11 protein-coding genes are annotated in these 18300 nt (G+C 69.2%); 5 read left to right on the top strand and 6 right to left on the bottom strand.

Going from position 1 to position 18300, the window contains the following annotated elements:
- Positions 1-75 precede the first annotated feature (75 nt).
- Both CLU88_RS13895 and CLU88_RS13890 read right to left on the bottom strand, forming a co-directional pair.
- Positions 76-9045, bottom strand: a complete 8970-nt coding sequence (locus tag CLU88_RS13895; protein ID WP_099658869.1) for a GH36-type glycosyl hydrolase domain-containing protein — start codon at positions 9043-9045, stop codon at positions 76-78.
- A 59-nt stretch (positions 9046-9104) separates the two neighbouring features.
- Positions 9105-9350, bottom strand: coding sequence for a hypothetical protein (locus CLU88_RS13890; protein ID WP_099657100.1), 246 nt, complete (start codon positions 9348-9350; stop codon positions 9105-9107).
- Positions 9351-9739: 389 nt separating this feature from the next.
- Here CLU88_RS13890 and CLU88_RS23000 point away from each other — a divergent pair, with 389 nt between their 5' ends.
- Positions 9740-9901 carry a hypothetical protein gene (locus CLU88_RS23000; protein ID WP_158235604.1) on the top strand — a complete coding sequence of 54 codons (162 nt, stop codon included), beginning with the start codon at positions 9740-9742 and terminating at the stop codon, positions 9899-9901.
- Here the strand turns inward: CLU88_RS23000 and CLU88_RS13885 are convergent.
- The gene (locus CLU88_RS13885; protein ID WP_099657099.1) at positions 9871-10860 is read right to left on the bottom strand and encodes a LysR family transcriptional regulator; all 990 of its coding nucleotides are present in this window, start codon (positions 10858-10860) and stop codon (positions 9871-9873) included. The genes CLU88_RS23000 and CLU88_RS13885 overlap by 31 nt on opposite strands.
- A 66-nt stretch (positions 10861-10926) precedes the next feature.
- On the opposite strand from CLU88_RS13885, the gene CLU88_RS13880 reads away from it, so the two are divergent.
- The 3 genes from CLU88_RS13880 (at position 10927) to CLU88_RS13870 (ending at position 14233) form a co-directional block, all read left to right on the top strand.
- Positions 10927-11877 carry a DMT family transporter gene (locus tag CLU88_RS13880; protein WP_099657098.1) on the top strand — a complete coding sequence of 317 codons (951 nt, stop codon included), beginning with the start codon at positions 10927-10929 and terminating at the stop codon, positions 11875-11877.
- Between the two features lie 88 nt (positions 11878-11965).
- Positions 11966-12340: a hypothetical protein gene (locus CLU88_RS13875; protein ID WP_143226008.1), complete on the top strand. Its 375-nt coding sequence runs from the start codon at positions 11966-11968 to the stop codon at positions 12338-12340.
- 516 nt (positions 12341-12856) lie between these two features.
- Positions 12857-14233: an esterase-like activity of phytase family protein gene (locus CLU88_RS13870; RefSeq protein WP_099657096.1), complete on the top strand. Its 1377-nt coding sequence runs from the start codon at positions 12857-12859 to the stop codon at positions 14231-14233.
- Between the two features lie 165 nt (positions 14234-14398).
- On the opposite strand, the gene CLU88_RS13865 is transcribed toward CLU88_RS13870, so the two are convergent.
- Complete coding sequence (locus tag CLU88_RS13865; RefSeq protein WP_099657095.1) at positions 14399-15190, bottom strand: SOS response-associated peptidase; 792 nt, start codon at positions 15188-15190, stop codon at positions 14399-14401.
- 195 nt (positions 15191-15385) lie between these two features.
- Between CLU88_RS13865 and CLU88_RS13860 the strand changes: the two genes are divergently transcribed.
- A complete protein-coding gene (locus CLU88_RS13860; protein ID WP_099657094.1) occupies positions 15386-16783 on the top strand; it encodes an acyl-CoA dehydrogenase family protein in 1398 nt (465 codons plus the stop codon).
- Between the two features lie 13 nt (positions 16784-16796).
- On the opposite strand, the gene CLU88_RS13855 is transcribed toward CLU88_RS13860, so the two are convergent.
- Both CLU88_RS13855 and CLU88_RS13850 read right to left on the bottom strand, forming a co-directional pair.
- Positions 16797-17264 (bottom strand): YidB family protein, encoded by a 468-nt coding sequence (locus tag CLU88_RS13855; RefSeq protein WP_099657093.1) that lies wholly within the window; start codon positions 17262-17264, stop codon positions 16797-16799.
- A gap of 314 nt (positions 17265-17578) precedes the next feature.
- A complete protein-coding gene (locus CLU88_RS13850) occupies positions 17579-18286 on the bottom strand; it encodes a sporulation protein (protein WP_099657092.1) in 708 nt (235 codons plus the stop codon).
- Between the last annotated feature and the right edge of the window lie 14 nt (positions 18287-18300).

Genomic DNA, 18300 nt, shown 5'->3' with positions numbered 1-18300 from the left:
GCCGGGCCGCGCGCAGTCTGTACGGTACCGCACATAGGGTACGCCCCCCGCAAAAAAGACGGTGCAGAGGCTTTGCTAGGCCGAAAGTGACCCCGCTTCGTCCACCCGAGGGGGCGTGGGCTGGGGGGCTGCGCCAGGTGCGCGGGGATCCAGGGAGGCAAGGGGCGCCATGGCTGGGGCATACAGGGGGACTACAAAGCACGCGCTGCCGGGCAGGTCGGCCCAGCGCAGGGGCTCGCCGGCCTGCAGCAGGCGCGCGCCAGCGGGTGCGTTGGGCGGCAGCAGGTACAGCGCCATGGCCGACGTCACCCGCACCAGCAACAGCCGCAGGGTGCGCTGGCCGCGCACCAGGGTGATTTCGGCGCTCGGCCAGTCGTGCGGCATGCAGGGCGCTAAAAACAGCTCGTGGGCGCTCATCTGCAGGCCCAGGAGGGATTCCACCGCCGCCCGGTGCAGCCAGCCCGCGGCGCCGGTGTACCAGCTCCAGCCGCCGCGCCCCACATACGGTGGCTGACTGTAAACATCTGCCGCCATCACATAGGGCTCCACCCCGTACGGCGCACCCCACACCGGGTGCTGTGCGCGGTGGGCGGGGCTCAGGTAGGTGAAGTACCGGTAGGGCACGCGGGCTGCCTCAGCGTTGCGGGGGTCTTGCACGCCCAGCGATGCAGCGGCCATCAGCGCCCACACGCCTGCGTGGGCGTACTGGCCCCCGTTTTCGCGCACGCCCGGTGGGTAGGCCTGGATGTAGCCCGCGCTGGGCTGTGCATGCACCAGCGGCGGCTCCAGCAGCTGGATCAGCCCGGCACCCGGGTCAACCAAGTGCGTCTGCACGGCCTGCATGGCGCCATGCTGGCGCACCAGACTGGCCTCGCCAGAGAGCACTGCCCAGGCCTGTGCAATGAGGTCAATGCGCCCCTCGGACCGGGTGCGTGTGCCCAGCGGTGTGCCGTCGTCAAAAAAGGCGCGCAGGTACCAGTCGCCGTCCCACGCGGTGGTGGCCAGCGCTGCACGCCAGCCGGCCAGGGCATCGCCCCAACGCTGCACGCGGGCCAGGTCGCCCTGCTGGCGGGCCAGCGCAATCCAGGCGCGGGTGATGGTGCACAAGAACCAGCCCAGCCACACCGATTCACCCTGCCCGCCATCGCCCACGCGGTTCATGCCGTCGTTCCAGTCGCCGCCCCCCATCAGCGGCAGGCCATGGGCGCCCACGTTCAGGCTGTGATCGATGGCGCGGGCAGCATGCTCGTAGATGCTGGCGGTGGTGGCGCTGGTGTGCGGGGTTTCGTACACATCTTCTGCCCCTTCGGGGATCTCGGCGCCTTGCAAAAAAGGCACCTGCTCGCCTAGCAGCGCACTGTCTGCGGTGTGCTGCAGGTAGTGCGCGCAGGCAAAGGGCAGCCACAGCAGGTCGTCTGAAAAGTGCGTGCGCACGCCCGCGCCGCTCGGTGCGTGCCACCAGTGCTGCACATCGCCCGCCTCAAACTGGCGCGATGCGCACAGCACGATCTGCGAGCGCAGCAGGCCGGGCTGCGCCCACACCAGGGCCATGGCATCTTGCAATTGATCGCGGTAGCCCGTGGCGCCGCCCGCCTGGTAAAAGCCCGCCTTGGCGTACAGGCGCGATGACACGGTCTGGTACAGCAGCCAGCGGTTGACCAGCACATCGAGCAATGGGTCAGGGGTGCGCACTTGGGTGGCACCCAGCAGGGCGTTCCAGTGCGCCAGCGTGGCGTGCTCGCGCTCGGCCGCAGCCACGCCAGCGGCCTGCTGGGCGAGCGTGCGGGCAGCGGCCTCGGTGGCGGCATAGCCCAGCAGATACACCCGCGCAAACGAGGCCCCCGGGCGCAGCGTGACCAGGCGGGACAGCGCGGCGCACGGGTCCAGCCCAAAGCCGCTGCGCTGGCCCAGTTGCAGCGGCAGCACCAGGCGGCCCTGTGCGTCCCAGAACTCGCTGCGGTCACAGGTCCAGTCGGTGCTGTCGTTGGACCGCTCCTCCTCTCCCGCCCCAACCGATGCTTCGCAGAAAAACGCCGTCCCCCCGCCCAGCCCTGCGCCCGCTTCGGTCTGGGTGCACAGCAGGCCCAGCAGCCGCTCTGGGCTCGGTTCAGTGTCATCGGCCGGTTCAAAGCAGGGCCGGGTGGCCAGCGTGGCGCGGTCGCTGCGCTTTTCGCCCAGCATCCACTCCACCATGGCCACGGTGCGCAAATGCGCGCGCTGCGTGCCCAGGTTGGTCACCTGCACATGCACCTGCTTGACGGCGGTGGCAGCGTCCACACACCAGCGCACCACCACCTGCAGTGGCCCACGGCGGTGGGTGATGGTGGTGGTGCCCTGCGCATGTTCCACGCGGTAGGGTACGCCCGCGCCCCAGGCCGAAGGCGTCAGGCTCCACACCTCGCGGGTGCGGCGGTCTTGCAGCAGCAGCCACTCGGCGGTGGGGTCTGCCACGGGGTCGTTAGACCAGGCCGTGAGCTGGTTCAGGCGGCTGTTGCCCGCCCAGGTGTTGCCCCCGCCCGTTTCCGACACCAGGGTGCCCAGGTGCGGGTTGGCCAGCACATTCACCCAGGGCCGGGTGGGCCGCAGCTGCGGCGACACCTCAAACCCGAACGTGCCGGTGCCAGGCGCAAACTGCCCCACGGGCGCGGGCACGGCGGTGTGTGCCGCATGGGTGGGCACGTCGTCGGTCGCGCCACCGCGCCAAGGGTTGGCCCCCGCACCGGCACCCCTGCGGGCAGCACCGTGCGCCGCCACCCAGGCCTTGACCTGGTGCATGAGGGCGTGGCCATCGGCCTGCAGCGTGATGCGTGCCAGGCTGGCCAGGGTGCCCAGTTGCTGGGCCGATAGCTCCTCCAGCCGCAGCACCCGCAAGCTGGTCACCGCCGGGCCGCTGTGGGCGAGCAGGTCGGTGTCGTGGTGCTCGCGCAGCAGCGTCAGCTCGCGCTGCAGCGGCATCAGGTAAGAGTGGGGCTCGCTGCTGAGCACCACCAGGTCGCAGGCCACACCGCCGTGCGCCCATTCGCGCAGGGCCTGGGCCAGGGTGCGCAGCAGTCCCATGCCTTGGGGTGGCCCGGCGGTGACCAGCACCAGCGGCCGCTCGCCCGACAGGCCCAGCTGCCACAGCACGCGCCGGTCACACACGCGCGAGGGCGCTGGCGGCACGGCCAGCACGTGGGTGCCGGGCGCATCCACCTTGGGCAGCGTCAGCACCAGGGCGGTGGTCAGCATTTGCAGGGCGGGCAGGTAGTCGCGGTGCGGGCGGTGCGATGCCCACTGGATGCTGGCCAGCGTGGCCGACATGGCCGAGGCGCGCTCCACATAGCTGGGCTGGCGGTATTTGTCCACGATGGCGCGCAGCGTCACCGCGTTGGGCGAGGCCGCCGTGCCAAAGGTGATGCACGCCTGCCCGCCGGGCTCCAGGCGCAGGCGCACCCCCAGCGCCGCCACAGGGTCCAGGCCCGTGTCCAGCACGGTGGGCTGGTTCGGTTCATTCGGATCTGTGGGCACGGGCTGCAGGTACGCCAGGGGACGGGCAGGCGTGTGGTTGCGCCCCAGCCAGTGCTGGCGGTCGGTCTGGTAGAGCAGGCCCAGCACCTGGCCCTCGGCATGGGCCACAAAGTGGGCGGCGTGCAGCGTGGCTTCGGTTTGCAGGCGTGGGGTGCGCTCAAAGTGCAGCGCCTGCTCGGCAGGCAGCCAGTGTGCGGTGACAAAGAGGTTGGAGAAGGCCGGGTGGGCCTCGTCGGCGGCATGGCTGGTCAGCGTGATGTCCAGCGCCGAGATCAGCTCCAGCTCCAGCGTCTCCGTGCCCAGGTTGCTCACCTCCACGCGGCGCAGCTCGATGTCGTCCTCCGGGCTCACCCACACGGTGGTGTGCACTTTCAGGCCGGGCCACAGGGCGTCAAAGCACACGCGGTCGGTGTGGAACACGCTGCGGTACACCGCTTGCGCATCGGGTGCGGGGTGGCTGGTGGTGGACACCGGCACGCCCCCGGCGGCGCGCACGTAGATGAAGCTGCCATGCGCGTCGCGCAGGGCGTCGTCGCGCCAGCGGGTGATGCCGGTCTGGTGCCAGCGGCTCCAGCCCGCGCCGTTGGGGCGCAGCGTCACGCTGTAGCGGCCGTTGCCTAGCAGGTGGGTGGGCTCCAGCGCCTGTGCACCGGGCACTACAGCGCGTACATGGTCGGGCGTTTTTTGCTGGCGGGTGTGCAGCGGCAGGCGGGGCGGCGCCAGGCGCAGTGAGGGCAGCTCGCGTGGTGCACGCTCTTGCAGCAGCGGCAGCACGGCTTCGATGCGGGCATGCGCCATGCCCCAGCGCTGGGCCACCCCGTCCAGCAGCACATTGGCCAGCGCCACGATGGTCATGCCCTGGTGGTGGGCCATGTAGGTGTGCACCAGCGTGTAGGGTGCGCCGTGCGTCTGGCGCTCGGGGGTGAAGTCCAGCGCTTCGTAAAAACCATAGCGCCCGCGTGCCGACAGGGCGGCCAGGGTGCGCAGGTTGCTGCAAGCCATGCCCGCATCCACCTGCGTGGCCAGGGCCGTGGCGTAGGGGGCAATCACCAGCTCGCCCACTGGTGCGCGCCGCAGCGCCAGGCGCGGCACGCCCTGCGGGGCGTACTGGTAGGCCAGCGTGTGGTCGCGCCCGGCGTAAGCGCATTCTGAAATGCCCCAGGGCATGGGCAGGGCGCTGCCCGTGGCGGGGTGGCGCAGGGCTTCGGCGCTGTGGGCCTGGGCTTGCGCCTGCACGTAGTCACGGTGCTCGCGCAGGGCCGATCGGCCCGCCTCGCCCAGTGCGCTCAGGTGGGGCTCGGCCATCACCAGCGCGGGCATGAGGTACTCGAACATCGAGCCCGACCAGGACCGCAGCACGGCGCGGTGCCCGCTGGCAAAGAACGGGCGGCCCAGCGCGGCCCAGTGGCGCACGGGCACGTCGCCCTTGGCCACGGCCAGCAAGCTGGTGGTGCGCGACTCAGACGCCAGCAGGTCATAAAACGATGCGTCCAGCTGCTGCTCTTCCACCCGGTAGCCAATGTGCAGCAGGTGCCTCCGTGGGTGGTACAGAAACCGGAAGTCGGCCTCCCACGCCAGTGCATCCAGCGCCTCGGCCACTGCCATCAGGCGCTGGGCGGCCGCCTGCGCGCCGCTGGGCTGCTGGGCGGCAGCGCGGTCGCGCTCGGCCGATTGCAGCGTGGCCAGGTGGTCTGCCAGCAGCCACTGCAGCTCGTCGTGCGCGGTGGGCGGGGTATGCACGATGGCCGGGTTGTGCGGCAGCGCCATGCTGTGCAGCTCTTGCTGGGCGCGCGCCAACAGGGCGTTGTAGGCGTCGCTCAAGGCGGGGTCGGGTGTCGGGTCGGACGCTGGTTGCACGGGCTCTGCATTGGGCATGCCCAGCAACTGGCACAGCGCGCTTTGGTGCAACAGGCTGCGGGTGCCGTGCTGCAGCGAATCCAGCCAGGGCTGCAGCCGCGCCCTAGAGGCGCGCACGGCCAGCACGCTGGCGGCGGGGTTCAGCGGGCCTGATGGGCTCAAGGTGTCGTGCGCCAAGGCGCTGCAGGCCTGGGCCACGGCCACCAGGTGGGCGCTGAGGTTGCCGCTGTCCACGGTGGAGACGTAGCGCGGCAGCAGGGGCTGCAGCGTTTCGGTGTCGTACCAGTTCAGAAAGTGTCCCCGGTGGCGTTCCATGCTCTGCAACGTGGCCAGGGTGGCCTCCAGGCGCAGCAGCAGGTCTTGCGTGCCGATCCATCCAAACTCACGCGCGCAGGTGGCGCTGAGCAGGTACAGACCGATGTTGGTGGGCGAGGTGCGGTGCGCCAGCATTTCGTAGGGGGCGGTCTGCAGGTTGTCGGGCGGCAGGTGGTGGTTGGCAGCGTCCACGCAGCGCTCAAACAGCCGCCAGGTGTCGCGCGCCACACCTTCGAGCAGCAGACGGTCTGGCGCCTTCAGCGCCTGTGCGCTGCCGCGTTGGCGGGCGGCGTTGGCACCCCACACCAGCAGCGGCGCCAGGGCCCACAGTGCCAGCACCGGCCACGCCAGTGCGGGCGGCACGCTGTCCCCACCCCAGGCCCACAGGACGGCCGCAGTGGCCAGGGCCAGCCAGGGCGCCAGGGTGTGGCGGCGCAGGGTGGGGCCCAGGCGGGTGACCAGGTTGTTCTGGGCGGTTTCGGCGGTGGTCCACTGCAGCAGGTTCAGGCGGCTGGCGGCTTGGCGGTGCACGGTGCGCACCACGGCGTCGGCCATCAGCCAGGCTTGCTGGGGCAGCAGCGCCAGGTGCCACACGCCGCTGGCCAGCGCGCGCAGCAAGTCGGCCCCTGCGGCATGGGCAAAGCGCAGGCCCACCAGCCCAAAGCGGGCGGGCACGCCACCCGCCAGCGCGCCCATCAGCGGTGCGGCCATGTGGGCCGCCAGCACCACGGCCAAGGTGGCGGCCAGGGGCAGGCCCACGCCTGCAAAAGACAGCCACAGCAGCAGCAGCGAGGCCGGGGCCAGCAGCGAACGGCGCAGGTTGTCTGCCATCTTCCAGCGGTGGATGGGCGACAGCCCCCAGCGCCGGGCGTGCCGCAAAAAGGGCCACAGCTGCCAGTCGCCCCGCGTCCAGCGGTGCAGGCGGGCGGCGGCGCTGTCGCTGTGTTCGGGCTCAGCCTCTACCAGCGTGACATCGCTCACCACGGCGCAGCGCGCCAGCGCGCCTTCGAGCAGGTCGTGGCTGAGCACCTGGTCGGCGGGCAAGAGCCCGCCCAGCACCGCGTGCACGGTGGCCACGTGCAGCAAGCCCTTGCCGGTGAAGCTGCCTTCGGCAAACACGTCCTGGTACACGTCCGAGGTCATGGCGCTGTAGGGGTCCAGCCCCTGTTGCCCCGCAAACAGCCACTGCCACAGGGTGGCGTGGCGCTGCGCTGGCAGCGGCGCCAGCACGCGCGGCTGCAAGATGCCGTAGCCCTGCACCACGCGCAGGCCGCTGGCGTCGAGGCGGGGCTGGTTCTGCGGGTGTTCGGCCACGCCCACCAGGCTGCGCAGGCGCCCTGGGGGCAGCAGCGTGTCGCTGTCGAGCGTGAGCACGTAGCGCGTGTCTGCGGCCAGTTGCGACAGTGTGCCCAGCGGCATGAAGGCGCCGGGCATTTCGGTGGCCAGCTCGGCCACCAGTTGTTCGAGCTTGCCGCGCTTGCGCTCCCAGCCCATCCATTGCTGCTGCGTGGCGCTGTAGGTGCGGGCGCGGTGCAGCAGCACAAAGCGGGGGGGCTGGCCAGCGGCCACCGGGTGTTGGGCGTTCAGGGCCTGCAGCTGTGCGCTGGCCTGTGCCAGCAGTTCGGCGTCTGCGGGCAGGGTGGGGCTTGGGGCGTCCACGTCGTCGCTCAGCAGGGCAAACTGGGCGCAGGGCTCGGGGTTGGCCAGGTAGTGCAGGTGCATGCGGTGGGCCAGTCGCGCAATGGCGCCGGGGCTGCTGAGCAGGGCGGGCACGGCCACCAGGACGCGCGCGGTGGGCGGTATGCCGCCGGGCAGCAGGTAGCGCGGCATGTAGCTGGGGCGAATGGACTCGCCCACCAGGCGGTTGACCACCGCCACCACGATCTCTGATGCTGGCAAAAGCAGCAGCAACGCCACGCCTGCGAAGCTGCCCAGGCCGGCCAGCCAGGCCAGGTCTGCGCCACCGTCTTCCACGTCTGCAGCCATGAATGCCGCTGGTGACGGCCACGGGCCAGGAGGCCAGGTGGGCAAGGCATGCCACAGCGGCGCCAGCCACCAGGCCAGCAGGGCCAGTGTGCCCACCAGCAGCGCGCCCAGGTACCAGGGCACGCGCAGGGCGCGCACGGCGGCGTGCCACAGCGCAGCGGCGGTGATGGCGTGGTGGCGCACGCCCAGGGCTTGCTCCAGCGCGGCCCGGCCCGGCCCTTGCAGCCAGTAGCCCGCCAGGGCGCTGTGCTGGTTGCTGAGCGGTGTGTGGCTGGGCGCTGCGGCTTCACTGCCCGTGCCCACCCCGCTGCCCATGTGCGCTATCAGCGTTTGCGCCACGGCCGCTTCGCCGCAGTGGCTGCGGGCCGACAGGCGCTCAATGCCGTGCAGCGTGGTGTTGCGCGTGGCCTCGTCTTCTGCCGCAAACACGGGCGACTGCAGCATGGCGCGCAGCACCAGGCTCGTCTGTCCCACGATGTCGCTCCAGTCGGCCGCGCCAATGAGCCGCAGCGCCGTGACGGCATTGCCCATGCTGAGCTGGTTTGCGGCCTGGTTGATCTGCTGCTGGGTTTGCAGTGCAGCCAGGTCGGGCACCGCGCCTGCCAGCCACTGCTGCACGGGCCATTGGGGCGCTGCCGCGGCCGCTTCCCTGCTATCCCCACTGGTGCCGCCCTGCGCCCTGCGTCCCGCCATGGCTTGCGCCAGGTGCACCAAAAACACGGACCCCACGCCGCGCCGCTCCATGGCAGCCCAGGCGGCCTCAAGGGTGGGCACCGTGAGGTCGTCGCAACGGGCTGCGCACAGGCTGGCAAGCTCTTGCGCGGCCTTGTGGCTGGCCAGCCGCTCCGCCAGGCGGCGCAGGTTTTCAATCAGCACCACGCGCAGCGTGGTGGGCAGCGCCCACAGCTCGCCCTGGCTCAGCTCGCAGGTCTCTTGGTAGGCGTTCAGAAAATGCACCAGCAGGGTTTCATCGAACGCGCTGTCGGTGTGCGCCACAAACGACCAGGCCACGCCATACACGCGCGGCAGCCCCACCAGCGGGGCGTTTTGCAGCACGGGCAGCGAGCGGTAGTAGCGCGGTGGCAGTCCGGCGTGGATCTCTTTGAGCTGGCTCTCGATCAGGTGGAAGTTGTCAAACAGCCATTCGGCGGCGGGGCTGATGGTGTGCTCTTCATGGGGCGCATCAAAGAGGTAGCGGTGGGCCGAGCGCAACGCGCGGATGTTGCTTTGCAGCCGGGGGTAGAACGTGGCCCGCCCAAACGGGGCCCTGCGGGCGCGGTGTGTGTTGCCCAGGTGCCTGCCATGCTCTTCAAAGCGCGCCAGGCCAAAAACCTCGGCGCGCACTGGCTCCAGCACGGCGCCAGCGCGTGCGTCCAGCATGCGCTCCATCGCGGCTGGAACCCAGGGCCACTGCGCGCGCAGCGCCCTGCGCGCCGCGCTCACAGCGCCAGCGATACCGCACCCACCAGCAGTGTGATGACCAGCACCACGGTGACCACATGCTCAGCCACCACGGCCTGCAGCCACAGGGCGCCCGTGAGCAGGCTGTCCATGGGCCCACGCAAGGCGCCGCAGTGCTGCAGGTGCTGGCCCAGGCTGGACAACTCCAGCAGCGACACATCGGCAGGGTGCCCTGCACAGGCGGTGTCCCAGGCGCAGGTTGAGGGGTGGATGGGGTGGGTCATGGCGGCCTCCTGTGGCGGGTGAACGGCACGGCGGCGGTGCCGCCCTGCTCTGGTTCACTTGTACCGACCGGATGCAGGGGCGTCTGTGCGTTGACGAACACAACCTGGGCCCTTGGCACTGGCAACTCTGCTGGGGCACCATGGAGAAAAAGGCTGTGTAGGTAGAGTGAAAAAGAGGCTCTAGCGCTTGATATATAAGCGCTAGCAGCTATCAAAAATGTAGTGCGTTAGGGTGCTGAAGAGACAGTGCAGTGAAGGAGGGTGCCCACTTCGCCGCCTGGCTAGCCTGCGCCGCGCTGTCACGCCATGGCGCTCGGTCTGTCATACCGCCGTCACAGCGCGTGGGCAAGCTCTCGCTTGTCTTCATCTTGTTGTGTTTTTGGACTGTCATGCCCGTTCTGTCTGCATCCTCCATCGTCTCCCGCATCGCTGCCAACATGGCCCACGTGGCCCACGCAAGCAATGCCACCGCCATGGCCCTGCTGGCCGTCACCGCACGCGCCTGGGCGCTGCCCGTAGCTCAGCCTGCCCCCATCGCGCTGGCCAAGTAATCCACCCACGTCCGCACGCGGCTGGGCAAAAACCGGTTGGGCGGGTACAGCAGCCATGCCGTGCCTGAATAGGCCGTGTCGTGCCGCCATGCGGTCAGCACCCGCACCAGCGCGCCGCTGGCCAGGGCCGCTTGCGCCGCAAAGCCTGGCAGGCTGGCAATGCCCAGGCCTGCAATGGCCGCCTCGCGCCGCATCTCGCTGTGGTTGACCACGTAGCGCCCGTGCACTGACACGGTGGCTTGTTCCCCATCCTGCAGCGGCTTTGGGCCTGCTGGGTCGTTTCTCTTTCCCTTGGTTGGCGCCACGCGCTGCGTGAACCGCCAGCGCCGGTCGCTCGGGTCTTCGCCCAGGTAAATGCAGTCGTGCGCGGCCAGCTCGCCCGGGTGCTGCGGCGTGCCGCGGCGCGCCAGGTAGGCGGGGCTGGCGCACACGATGTGCTCCACCGCCTCCAGCGGGCGGCCCGCCAGCCCGGGCGGGGGCGTGTCGGTGATGCGAATGGCCAGGTCCACATCCTCGGCAAACAGGTCCACCACCCGGTCGGTCACCACCAGCTGCACATCGACCTGCGGGTGCGCCGCCAAAAACGGGGGCACCAGTGGGTGGATGCGCTGGCGCCCATAGGCCTTGGGCACGCTCATGCGTACCAGCCCCTGCGGAGTGTGGGTGTGCTGCTCGGCCAGTTGCAGCACCTCGCGGGCGGCGCTGTCCAGTGCCTGGCAGCGGGTGTAGGCGGCGTGGCCCGCTTCGGTCAGCCGCAGCTTGCGGGTGGTGCGCTCGAGCAGGCGCACCTGCAGCAAGCCTTCCAGCCGCGCCACCTGCCGGCTCACGGCCGACGGTGTGGTGCCCAGTGCCCGCGCCGCGCCAGAAAAACTGCCCGCCTCCACCACCCGTGCAAACACGGCCATGTCGGTCAGGTGCGCCAGGTGCGCGATGGGTGCCAAGGCTTCATTTGTGCGCATGGGGAACAAATGTTGTTCTGAAAGGCGGGATTATCAGCGTGGCTGCGCAAATTTACGATCGCAGGCATGAACTCTCCCGCCGCCGTGCACAGCGCCCCCTCCCTGGCAACCGCCCCATCTCCTCTGCTGCGCGGTGCCGACCTGGCCCTGCTGTTGGTGGCCATCGTCTGGGGCACCAGCTACGGCGTGGCCAAGGGCGCGCTGGCGTTTTACCCGGTGCTCGGTTTTTTGGCCGTGCGCTTCTTGCTCACCACGGCCTTGCTGGCACCGGTGGCGCTGCGCGGCACCACGGCCGCGCAGCGGTGGGGCGCGCTGCGCAAGGGGCTGCCGCTCGGGGCTTTGTTGCTGTCCATCTTTGTGTGCGAGACCTATGGCGTGGCCCACACGCCCGCCAGCCGCGCCGCCTTCCTCATCAGCCTGTGTGTGGTCTTTACCCCCGTGGCCGAATGGGCGCTGATGGGCCAGCGCCCCAGCCGGGCCGTGTGGATGTGCGTGGCCGTGTCGCTGTGCGGCGCACTGCTGCTGGCCGGGGGCTGGCAGGGCGCCTGGAGCGGGGGCGACGCCCTCATGCTGGCCGCCGCCGTGCTGCGCGCCCTCATGGCCTGCGCCACCGCGCGGGCGGCCCGCCACATCTCGCCCAGCGCCGCACCAGGGGCTGCGCCAGTGCCCGTGCTGCTGCTCACCACCGTGCAGTCGGCCGTGGTGGGCTTGGGCACTCTGGCCATGGGCTGGGCGCTGCTGCCGCAAGGCCTGCCGCCGCTGCCCACTTGGGCTGCTGCCAGCGCCTTCTGGTGGGCCACCGCCTACCTGGTTCTGGGCTGCACCGTGTTCGCCCTGGTGGCGCAAAACTGGGCCCTCAAACACACCAGCCCCAGCCGCGTGGGCCTGCTCACCGGCACCGAGCCCGCCTGGGGCGCGCTGTTTGCCGTGGCCTGGCTGGGCGAAAGCCTGGGGCCGCAAGGCTGGCTGGGCGGGGCGCTGGTGGTGGGGGCTGCGCTGTGGATGTCGCGGCGGTGAGGGGGCGCTGCCGGATATAGTTTTCACTGACCCTTGATCGGTGCCTGCGCCACCGACCCAAGACCCGTAACGTTATTCGAGGACGCCCTTGCAACGCGAAGCTTTGACGGTTACAGACCGATTGCAGTACGGCCTGATTGCTCTGGCATTTGGCGCGGTGGTTGGTGCCTTTGCCGCCGTGGCGGCGCTTGGTTTGTTTGCGTCATTGGGTGGGGTGCGTCCGTTCAATTTTTGGATGATTGGATTCAGCGCACTCTTCTTTTTGGGCCTTGGTTGCCTACGAGGTTCAGAGGCCGCAGATACGGTGGCTGATGCACTGACGGCCACGGGGTTGATCGTGCTGGGCGCGTTTGGCTCCTTGGGCAGTGGCGCGGGCGTGGACGGTCGAGTGAGTTGGCGACCTGGCCTTGGGTGGGTCGTTTTCTACATTGGTGCAATGGCTTTGTTGGCCGTGTGCATCTGATGTGGCGGTGCACGCCATGCTCGCCATAGAGAGGCCAAGATGATGGGTTGGGAGTTCGCTTTCGTTCTTGTGTGGCTGCTGCTTCCTCCTCTTGTTTTAGCCAGCGCTGCTTTGGTCTTGCTCCGTCGAGTACGTGCTCGTCGCACTGTGTCCCAGACGATGGGTGCGGTGACGATTTTGGTGGTGGTTTCCTTCGCTCTGGCGTTCGCGTTCGTCGCTTGGGGCCCTCCTGGCTTAGGGCCTAGCCTTGGCGTGCGCGACGAGCCGGTCATGTGGGCGCCATTCGCGTTCATTGCGGTTGCTTTGGCTTTTCCCATAGCGGCTTGGTGGGCCTCTAGACGGCAGCCGGTTCGTTGAAAAGAACTCGCAGGACAGGCGGTGCCATGAGGCCGCCGCAGTCTTGTGTGGATCACGGGCTCATGTGATCAGGCGCAGTGGATAGGGCTTGATCGGTCACACCTGCGTCACATCCCCCCGGCAAGGTTGCGCCTTTCATTTTGTGCACCCATTGCCACCATGTTTTCCAACACGCCTGCTCTGCTCACCCTGAATCGCCTGGCCGCCTGCGCGGCTTTGGCTTGTGCGGCCTGGTCGCCTGCCCACGCCCAGCAAGCCTTCCCCGCCGCGCTGGCGGGCCATGCCGTGATGCCTGCCATGACGGTGATTGCTGCCCCCGCCGATGCCCCGGCCGATCTGCGCCATGCGGGCAAGTTCACCACCGCGCAGCGCGTCGAGAAGCTGGGTTCGGTGGCGGGCCTGTCGGCTGGGCGCCCCACGGGCATTGGCCTGCCGTTTGACGGCCAGCCCTTGCAAGGCCACTCGGGCATCAAGCGCATGGCGGATGGCAGCTTTTGGCTGCTGACCGACAACGGCGCGGGCTCCAAGGCCAACTCGCCCGATTTCATGCTGCACCTGAGCCACTACACAGTGGACTTCCAAAGCGGCCAGTTCAGCCGCCAAAAGACCATCTTCCTGCACGACCCCGACAAGAAGGTGCCCTTTCGCATCACGCAAGAAGGCACCGACAAGCGCTACCTGACGGGCGCGGACTTTGACCCCGAGAGCTTCCAGTTCGCAGGCGGTGCGCTGTGGATTGGCGACGAGTTTGGCCCATTCCTCATCAAGGCCGATTTGAATGGCAAGGTGCTGGCGGTGTTCGAGACGAAGGTGGACGGCAAGGTGGTGCGCTCGCCCGATGCCCCCGGCGTGCTGATGCCCGGCGCGCCCGATGCCAAGCCCACCGCGTTCGATGTGAAGCGCTCCAAGGGCTTTGAAGGCATGGCCGCCAGCAAGGACGGCAGCAAGCTCTACGCCCTGCTCGAAGGCGCGCTGTGGAACGACGCCGCCAAGGCCTACGAGAACGTGGGCGGCAAGCAGTACCTGCGCGTGCTCGAATTCGATGTGAAGACCGAGCAATGGACGGGTCGCCACTGGAAGTACGTGCTGGAGGCCAACCACCACGCGATTGGTGACTTCAACATGATCGACGCCAGCATGGGCCTCATCATCGAGCGCGACAACGGCGAAGGCACGGCCGACAAGGCCTGCCCCACGGGCCAGCAGCGCACGGATTGCTTCCACGACCTGGCGCAGTTCAAACGCGTCTACAAGGTGGAGCTGAACGACGCCAACGTGGGCGGCGAAATCCGCAAGGTGGGCTACATCGACCTGATGGCCATCCAGGACCCGCAGCGCCTGGCCAAGAAACCACTGAACAACGGCGTGCTCACCTTCCCGTTCTTCACCATTGAAAACGTGGACGTGGTGGACGACAAGCACATCGTGGTGGGCAATGACAACAACCTGCCTTTCAGCTCCAGCCGCGACCCGAACAAGGCGGACGACAACGAGCTGGTGCTGCTGCAGGTGGAGGCGCTGCTCAAGGCGCGTTGAACTTTGCGCTGCCTGCGGTTGGATGTGCGACTGCCCAGACACCGTGCCCTGGCTTCGACAGGCTCAGCCCGAACGGGTAGGGTGTGGCGGGGTCGGGCGGGGGATTGGTGCACCTACCGACCGTTCGGGCTGAGCTTGTCGAAGCCTTGCGCAACGCGTGAGCGCTCAGTCCAGCCAGCCTTTGGGCGCCTTGTCGGCCTTCTTCTCGACCGGGTTGGCCAGCAGCGACTGCGCGGGGTACTGGCGCAAAAACTCTTTGGCCTTGTCGGTGCGGGCGGTCAGCCAGGCGTCGTAGGCGCCCTCGTTCAGGATGACGGGCATGCTCTTTTCGCTGCCCGGGGGCTGGTAGCGGTTGAGCAGCGCATGGTTGTTGGCGTTCACGGTGATGAGCGCGTAGCTGATGATCTCTTCGCCCTCGGCCCCCTGCCAGCGGGCCCACAGGCCTGCCAGGCCCATGGGTTTGCCGTCGACCCGGGCAATGCGGGTGGGCACGGGCTTGCCCTTGCGGTGATCGACTGCATAAAAGGCCTGCATGGGCACGATGCAGCGCTGCCCCGCCAGCCAGGCTTCGCGAAAGGCGGTGCCGGTGCCCAGCAGGTCGGACTTGGCCGTGGTCAGCTTGGGGGCACGCAGCTTGGCGTCCGACGCCGACTTGACCCAGTGCGGCACCAACCCCCATTGCGCGGGCACCAGCACGCGGGTGCGGTCGGCGGGTGGGGTGGGGGCCGGGGCCTCTGCGGGGGGCGCATCGGCCGCCACGGCCTGGGGCGCAGCCGCCGTCACCTCAGGCCCTGCAGCTGCGGGCGCCCGCAGGGCGGTGGCCACGGGCCGGTGCACGATGAAGAACCCCGGCTTGCGCGGCCACAGCATCCGCTCGGCAGGCACCTCGGGGGGCTCCACGCCAAAGGCCTCGCGGTAGGTGTCTTCGGGGTGCAGGGTTTCGTACTGGGTGGTCATGCGCGGATCGTACCGTGGAAAGCCTGGGTTTGGGTTAAAAATGCCTTCTAGCGCTTATCTAATAAGCGCTAGAAGCTATGAAAATAATAGCGTTTGGTGCGGTGCAAGGGCGTGCCTCACCCTTGCGATGACCTGCGTCAAGCCGGGTGTCGCCTGCGTTCTGACAGGGGCCTGCGCGGTTTTCACAATGCCCGCATGGACTTCAACCCCTCCCCCCTGGCGCGGCAGTTGTGCGATCGGCTCAACGCCTTCATCGACCGCTACGTGCTGCCCTACAACGCCGCCTGGCATGCCGCCGTGCAGGCGGGCGACTACCCGCCGCCGTTCCTCGAAGACCTCAAGGCCCTGGCCCGCGAAGAGGGGCTGTGGAACCTGTTCTTGCCCACGCTGTGCGATGACGAGCCCGGCACGCGCCTGTCCAACCTGGACTACGCACCGCTGGCCGAAGCCATGGGCCGCTTGCCCTGGGCGGCCGAGGTGTTCAACTGCAGCGCGCCCGACACCGGCAACATCGAGCTGCTGCACCGCTTTGCCAGCCCTGCGCAGCGCACGCAGTGGCTGCAGCCGCTGCTGCACGGCCAGTGCCGGTCGGCCTTTGCGATGAGCGAGCCGGACGTGGCATCGTCCGACCCCACCAACCTGCAGACCACGGTGCGGCGCGAGGGTGAAGTCTTTGTGCTCAACGGCCGCAAGTGGTTCATCACTGGCGCGGCGCACCCGCAGTGCCAATTGCTCATCGTGCTGTGCCGCAACGCCGATGGGGACGAAGACGCCGCCAGCATCGACAGCCCCGGCAGCCTGGGTGGCCCCCGCCACCATGACCCCCACCACTGCCACAGCATGGTGCTGGTGCCCCTGGGCACACCGGGCGTAGAGGTGGTGCGCAACATTCGCGTGCTGCACCACCACGCGCCCGAGGGGCATTGCGAGATTCGCCTGCACAACGTGCGCGTGCCCGCCACCGCCTTGCTGGGCGCCTGGGGGCAAGGCTTTGCCATGGCGCAGGCGCGCCTGGGGCCAGGGCGGGTGCACCACTGCATGCGCACCATCGGCCAGTGCGAGCTGGCCCTCCAACTGGCCGCTGAGCGCGCGCTGGAGCGCCACGCCTTTGGCAAGCCGCTGTCTGAACAAGCCAATGTGCAAGAGTGGCTGGCCGACTCGCGCATCGAGATCGACCAGGCGCGCTGGCTGGTGCTGCACACGGCCTGGCTGCTGGACCAAAGCCCGCACGGGGAAGAAAGCGGGGTGAAAACGGGGCAGGGCACTGGACAAGGCGCAGGGCCAGAAGCGGCCAACGCCCGGCAGGTGCGCGCGCAGGTGGCGGCCATCAAGGTGGTGGCAGCCCGGCTGCAGCAGCGCGTGGTGGACCGGGCCATGCAGATTTTTGGCGCCATGGGCCTGTCGCCCGATACGCCCCTGGCCGCCTTCTGGACCTGGGGCCGCGCCCTGCGCCTGATGGACGGGCCTGACGAGGTGCACCTGCGCACCGTGGCCCGCCAAGTGCTGGCCCAGGCGCGCGCTGGCTTGGGCAGCCACACGGCTTACTTCACCACGCCCGAGCAGCTGGCGGCCCCGCCGCGCCTGCAGGCCTGAGCGGCTTGGGGCTTCAGCCGCGCAAAAACTGCCCCAGTACGCCCATCAGGTCACTGCTGTTGCCCAGGCCGCCCTGGGGCACCTGGCCCTGGGGCGTGAGTTGGTCCACCAAGCCGGGCAGCAGGTGGCTGAGCTGCTGGGCCACATCGGCCGGGGCTGCGCCCACCTGGCTGCCCAGTTGTGACAGGGTGCCCTGGCCCAGCACGCTGGCCAGTTGCTCGCCCGAGATCGGCAGGTTGGTGCCCGTGCCAATCCACGACTGCAGCACATTGCCCAGCCCCGCTTGCTGAAAGCGCTCTACCAGCCCCGCCAGCCCGCCGTGCGCGCCATCGTTGCCCAGCAGGGACAGCACGGCTTGCACCAGCTGCGGGTTTTGGGCGGCCATGCCCAGCAGCCCGCCCAGGCCGCCGCCTGCGGCAGTGCCCCCGGTCTGGCCTGCGTTGTTCAAGACTGCGCCGACGACTGAATCGAATAAACCCATGGTGCTGCTCCCTGTGAAACCGTTGAAAAGGCGGGCGGGGTGGCCCACCGCTGCGCGGCACGGGCTGAGGGCCGGTTCGGGCTCTCAGCCGTGTGCGTGGGGCAGTGTGCCGCAAGCCACCATGGGCTTGCTGGGCCAATGGTCAACTTGTGCAAACTGGCGGGGCCGGTTGATTCAGTCTCTTTGAACTTGAAATCTCCGCTCGGGCCCGTGCCGAATCCATAGCGGGCAGAACAGGCAGAGGGCCGCCGCCTGGGCTCTTTGAACAGTTCTTCGAGCCGCCTCGAACTGCGGCTAGCCGCGTCTAGCCGCTCTTAGCCGCAGCTGCCCAGCGTTTTGCCCGCCATGGCGGGGCGCAGGGTGGCCAGCCACTGCTGGCGTTGTGCATCGGTCACAGCGGGCAGCTTGAGGGTGAAGCCCGGGGCGGCCTGGCGCTCCAGCACCACGCGGGCGGTGCGCACGCCCTGGGCGTTCAGGGTGGTCAGGCCCCGCTGTGCGGCCTCTTCGGTGGAGAAGCGGCCCAGCGAAAGGCCCAGCTCCAGCGTGCCGCCCGCGCGGTCAAAGTCCACCTTGCGGGCGCGCAGCTCGGCGCGCTTTTTGTCCAGCGTGTCCTGGTCGTCAAAGCGGCCCATGTAGATCATCCAGCGCCCGGTGATGGGCGTGGGCTCCAGCGTCCAGCTGCCCTGGGGCAGGCTGGCGGCGGCGGTGCGCAGGGCCGCCGCCTGCTTGTCGTCAAACACACCGGCCTGCAGGCATTCGCCCGCATCGGCGGCCGGGGCGGCTGCGGCCGTGGCAGAGGCCCCGGCATCGGCCGCAGCCGCCGGTGGGGCGGGCGGCGTGGGGGCGGCGGTGGTGCCTTGCGTGCGCAGCACTTTCAGGGTCTCGGGGCGGATCTGCTGCTGCATGCGCAGGGGCTCGGCTTGCTCGGGCTGGGCCAGGCCTGCGCTGCGCAGCCAGCCCTGGGTGTAGGCGTAATAACCGGCATTGGCCAGCAGCAGGGCGATGACGGCAAGGCGCAGCATGGGTGGGGGCTTCT

The organism is Acidovorax sp. 56, from assembly GCF_002749705.1.
Classification (GTDB): Bacteria; Pseudomonadota; Gammaproteobacteria; order Burkholderiales; family Burkholderiaceae_C; genus Acidovorax.
Note: the sequence above shows the minus strand (reverse complement) of the source record. Positions and strands in the feature narration are given on the sequence as shown.

Excerpts from the sequence above, each read along its gene's own strand:
- CLU88_RS13895 (WP_099658869.1), bottom strand. The coding sequence starts at position 9,045 with ATGCTGGACGCACGCGCTGGCGCCGTGCTGGAGCCAGTGCGCGCCGAG.
- CLU88_RS13890 (WP_099657100.1), bottom strand. The coding sequence starts at position 9,350 with ATGACCCACCCCATCCACCCCTCAACCTGCGCCTGGGACACCGCCTGT.
- CLU88_RS23000 (WP_158235604.1), top strand. The coding sequence starts at position 9,740 with ATGCCCGTTCTGTCTGCATCCTCCATCGTCTCCCGCATCGCTGCCAAC.
- CLU88_RS13885 (WP_099657099.1), bottom strand. The coding sequence starts at position 10,860 with ATGCGCACAAATGAAGCCTTGGCACCCATCGCGCACCTGGCGCACCTG.
- CLU88_RS13880 (WP_099657098.1), top strand. The coding sequence starts at position 10,927 with ATGAACTCTCCCGCCGCCGTGCACAGCGCCCCCTCCCTGGCAACCGCC.
- CLU88_RS13870 (WP_099657096.1), top strand. The coding sequence starts at position 12,857 with ATGTTTTCCAACACGCCTGCTCTGCTCACCCTGAATCGCCTGGCCGCC.
- CLU88_RS13865 (WP_099657095.1), bottom strand. The coding sequence starts at position 15,190 with ATGACCACCCAGTACGAAACCCTGCACCCCGAAGACACCTACCGCGAG.
- CLU88_RS13860 (WP_099657094.1), top strand. The coding sequence starts at position 15,386 with ATGGACTTCAACCCCTCCCCCCTGGCGCGGCAGTTGTGCGATCGGCTC.
- CLU88_RS13855 (WP_099657093.1), bottom strand. The coding sequence starts at position 17,264 with ATGGGTTTATTCGATTCAGTCGTCGGCGCAGTCTTGAACAACGCAGGC.
- CLU88_RS13850 (WP_099657092.1), bottom strand. The coding sequence starts at position 18,286 with ATGCTGCGCCTTGCCGTCATCGCCCTGCTGCTGGCCAATGCCGGTTAT.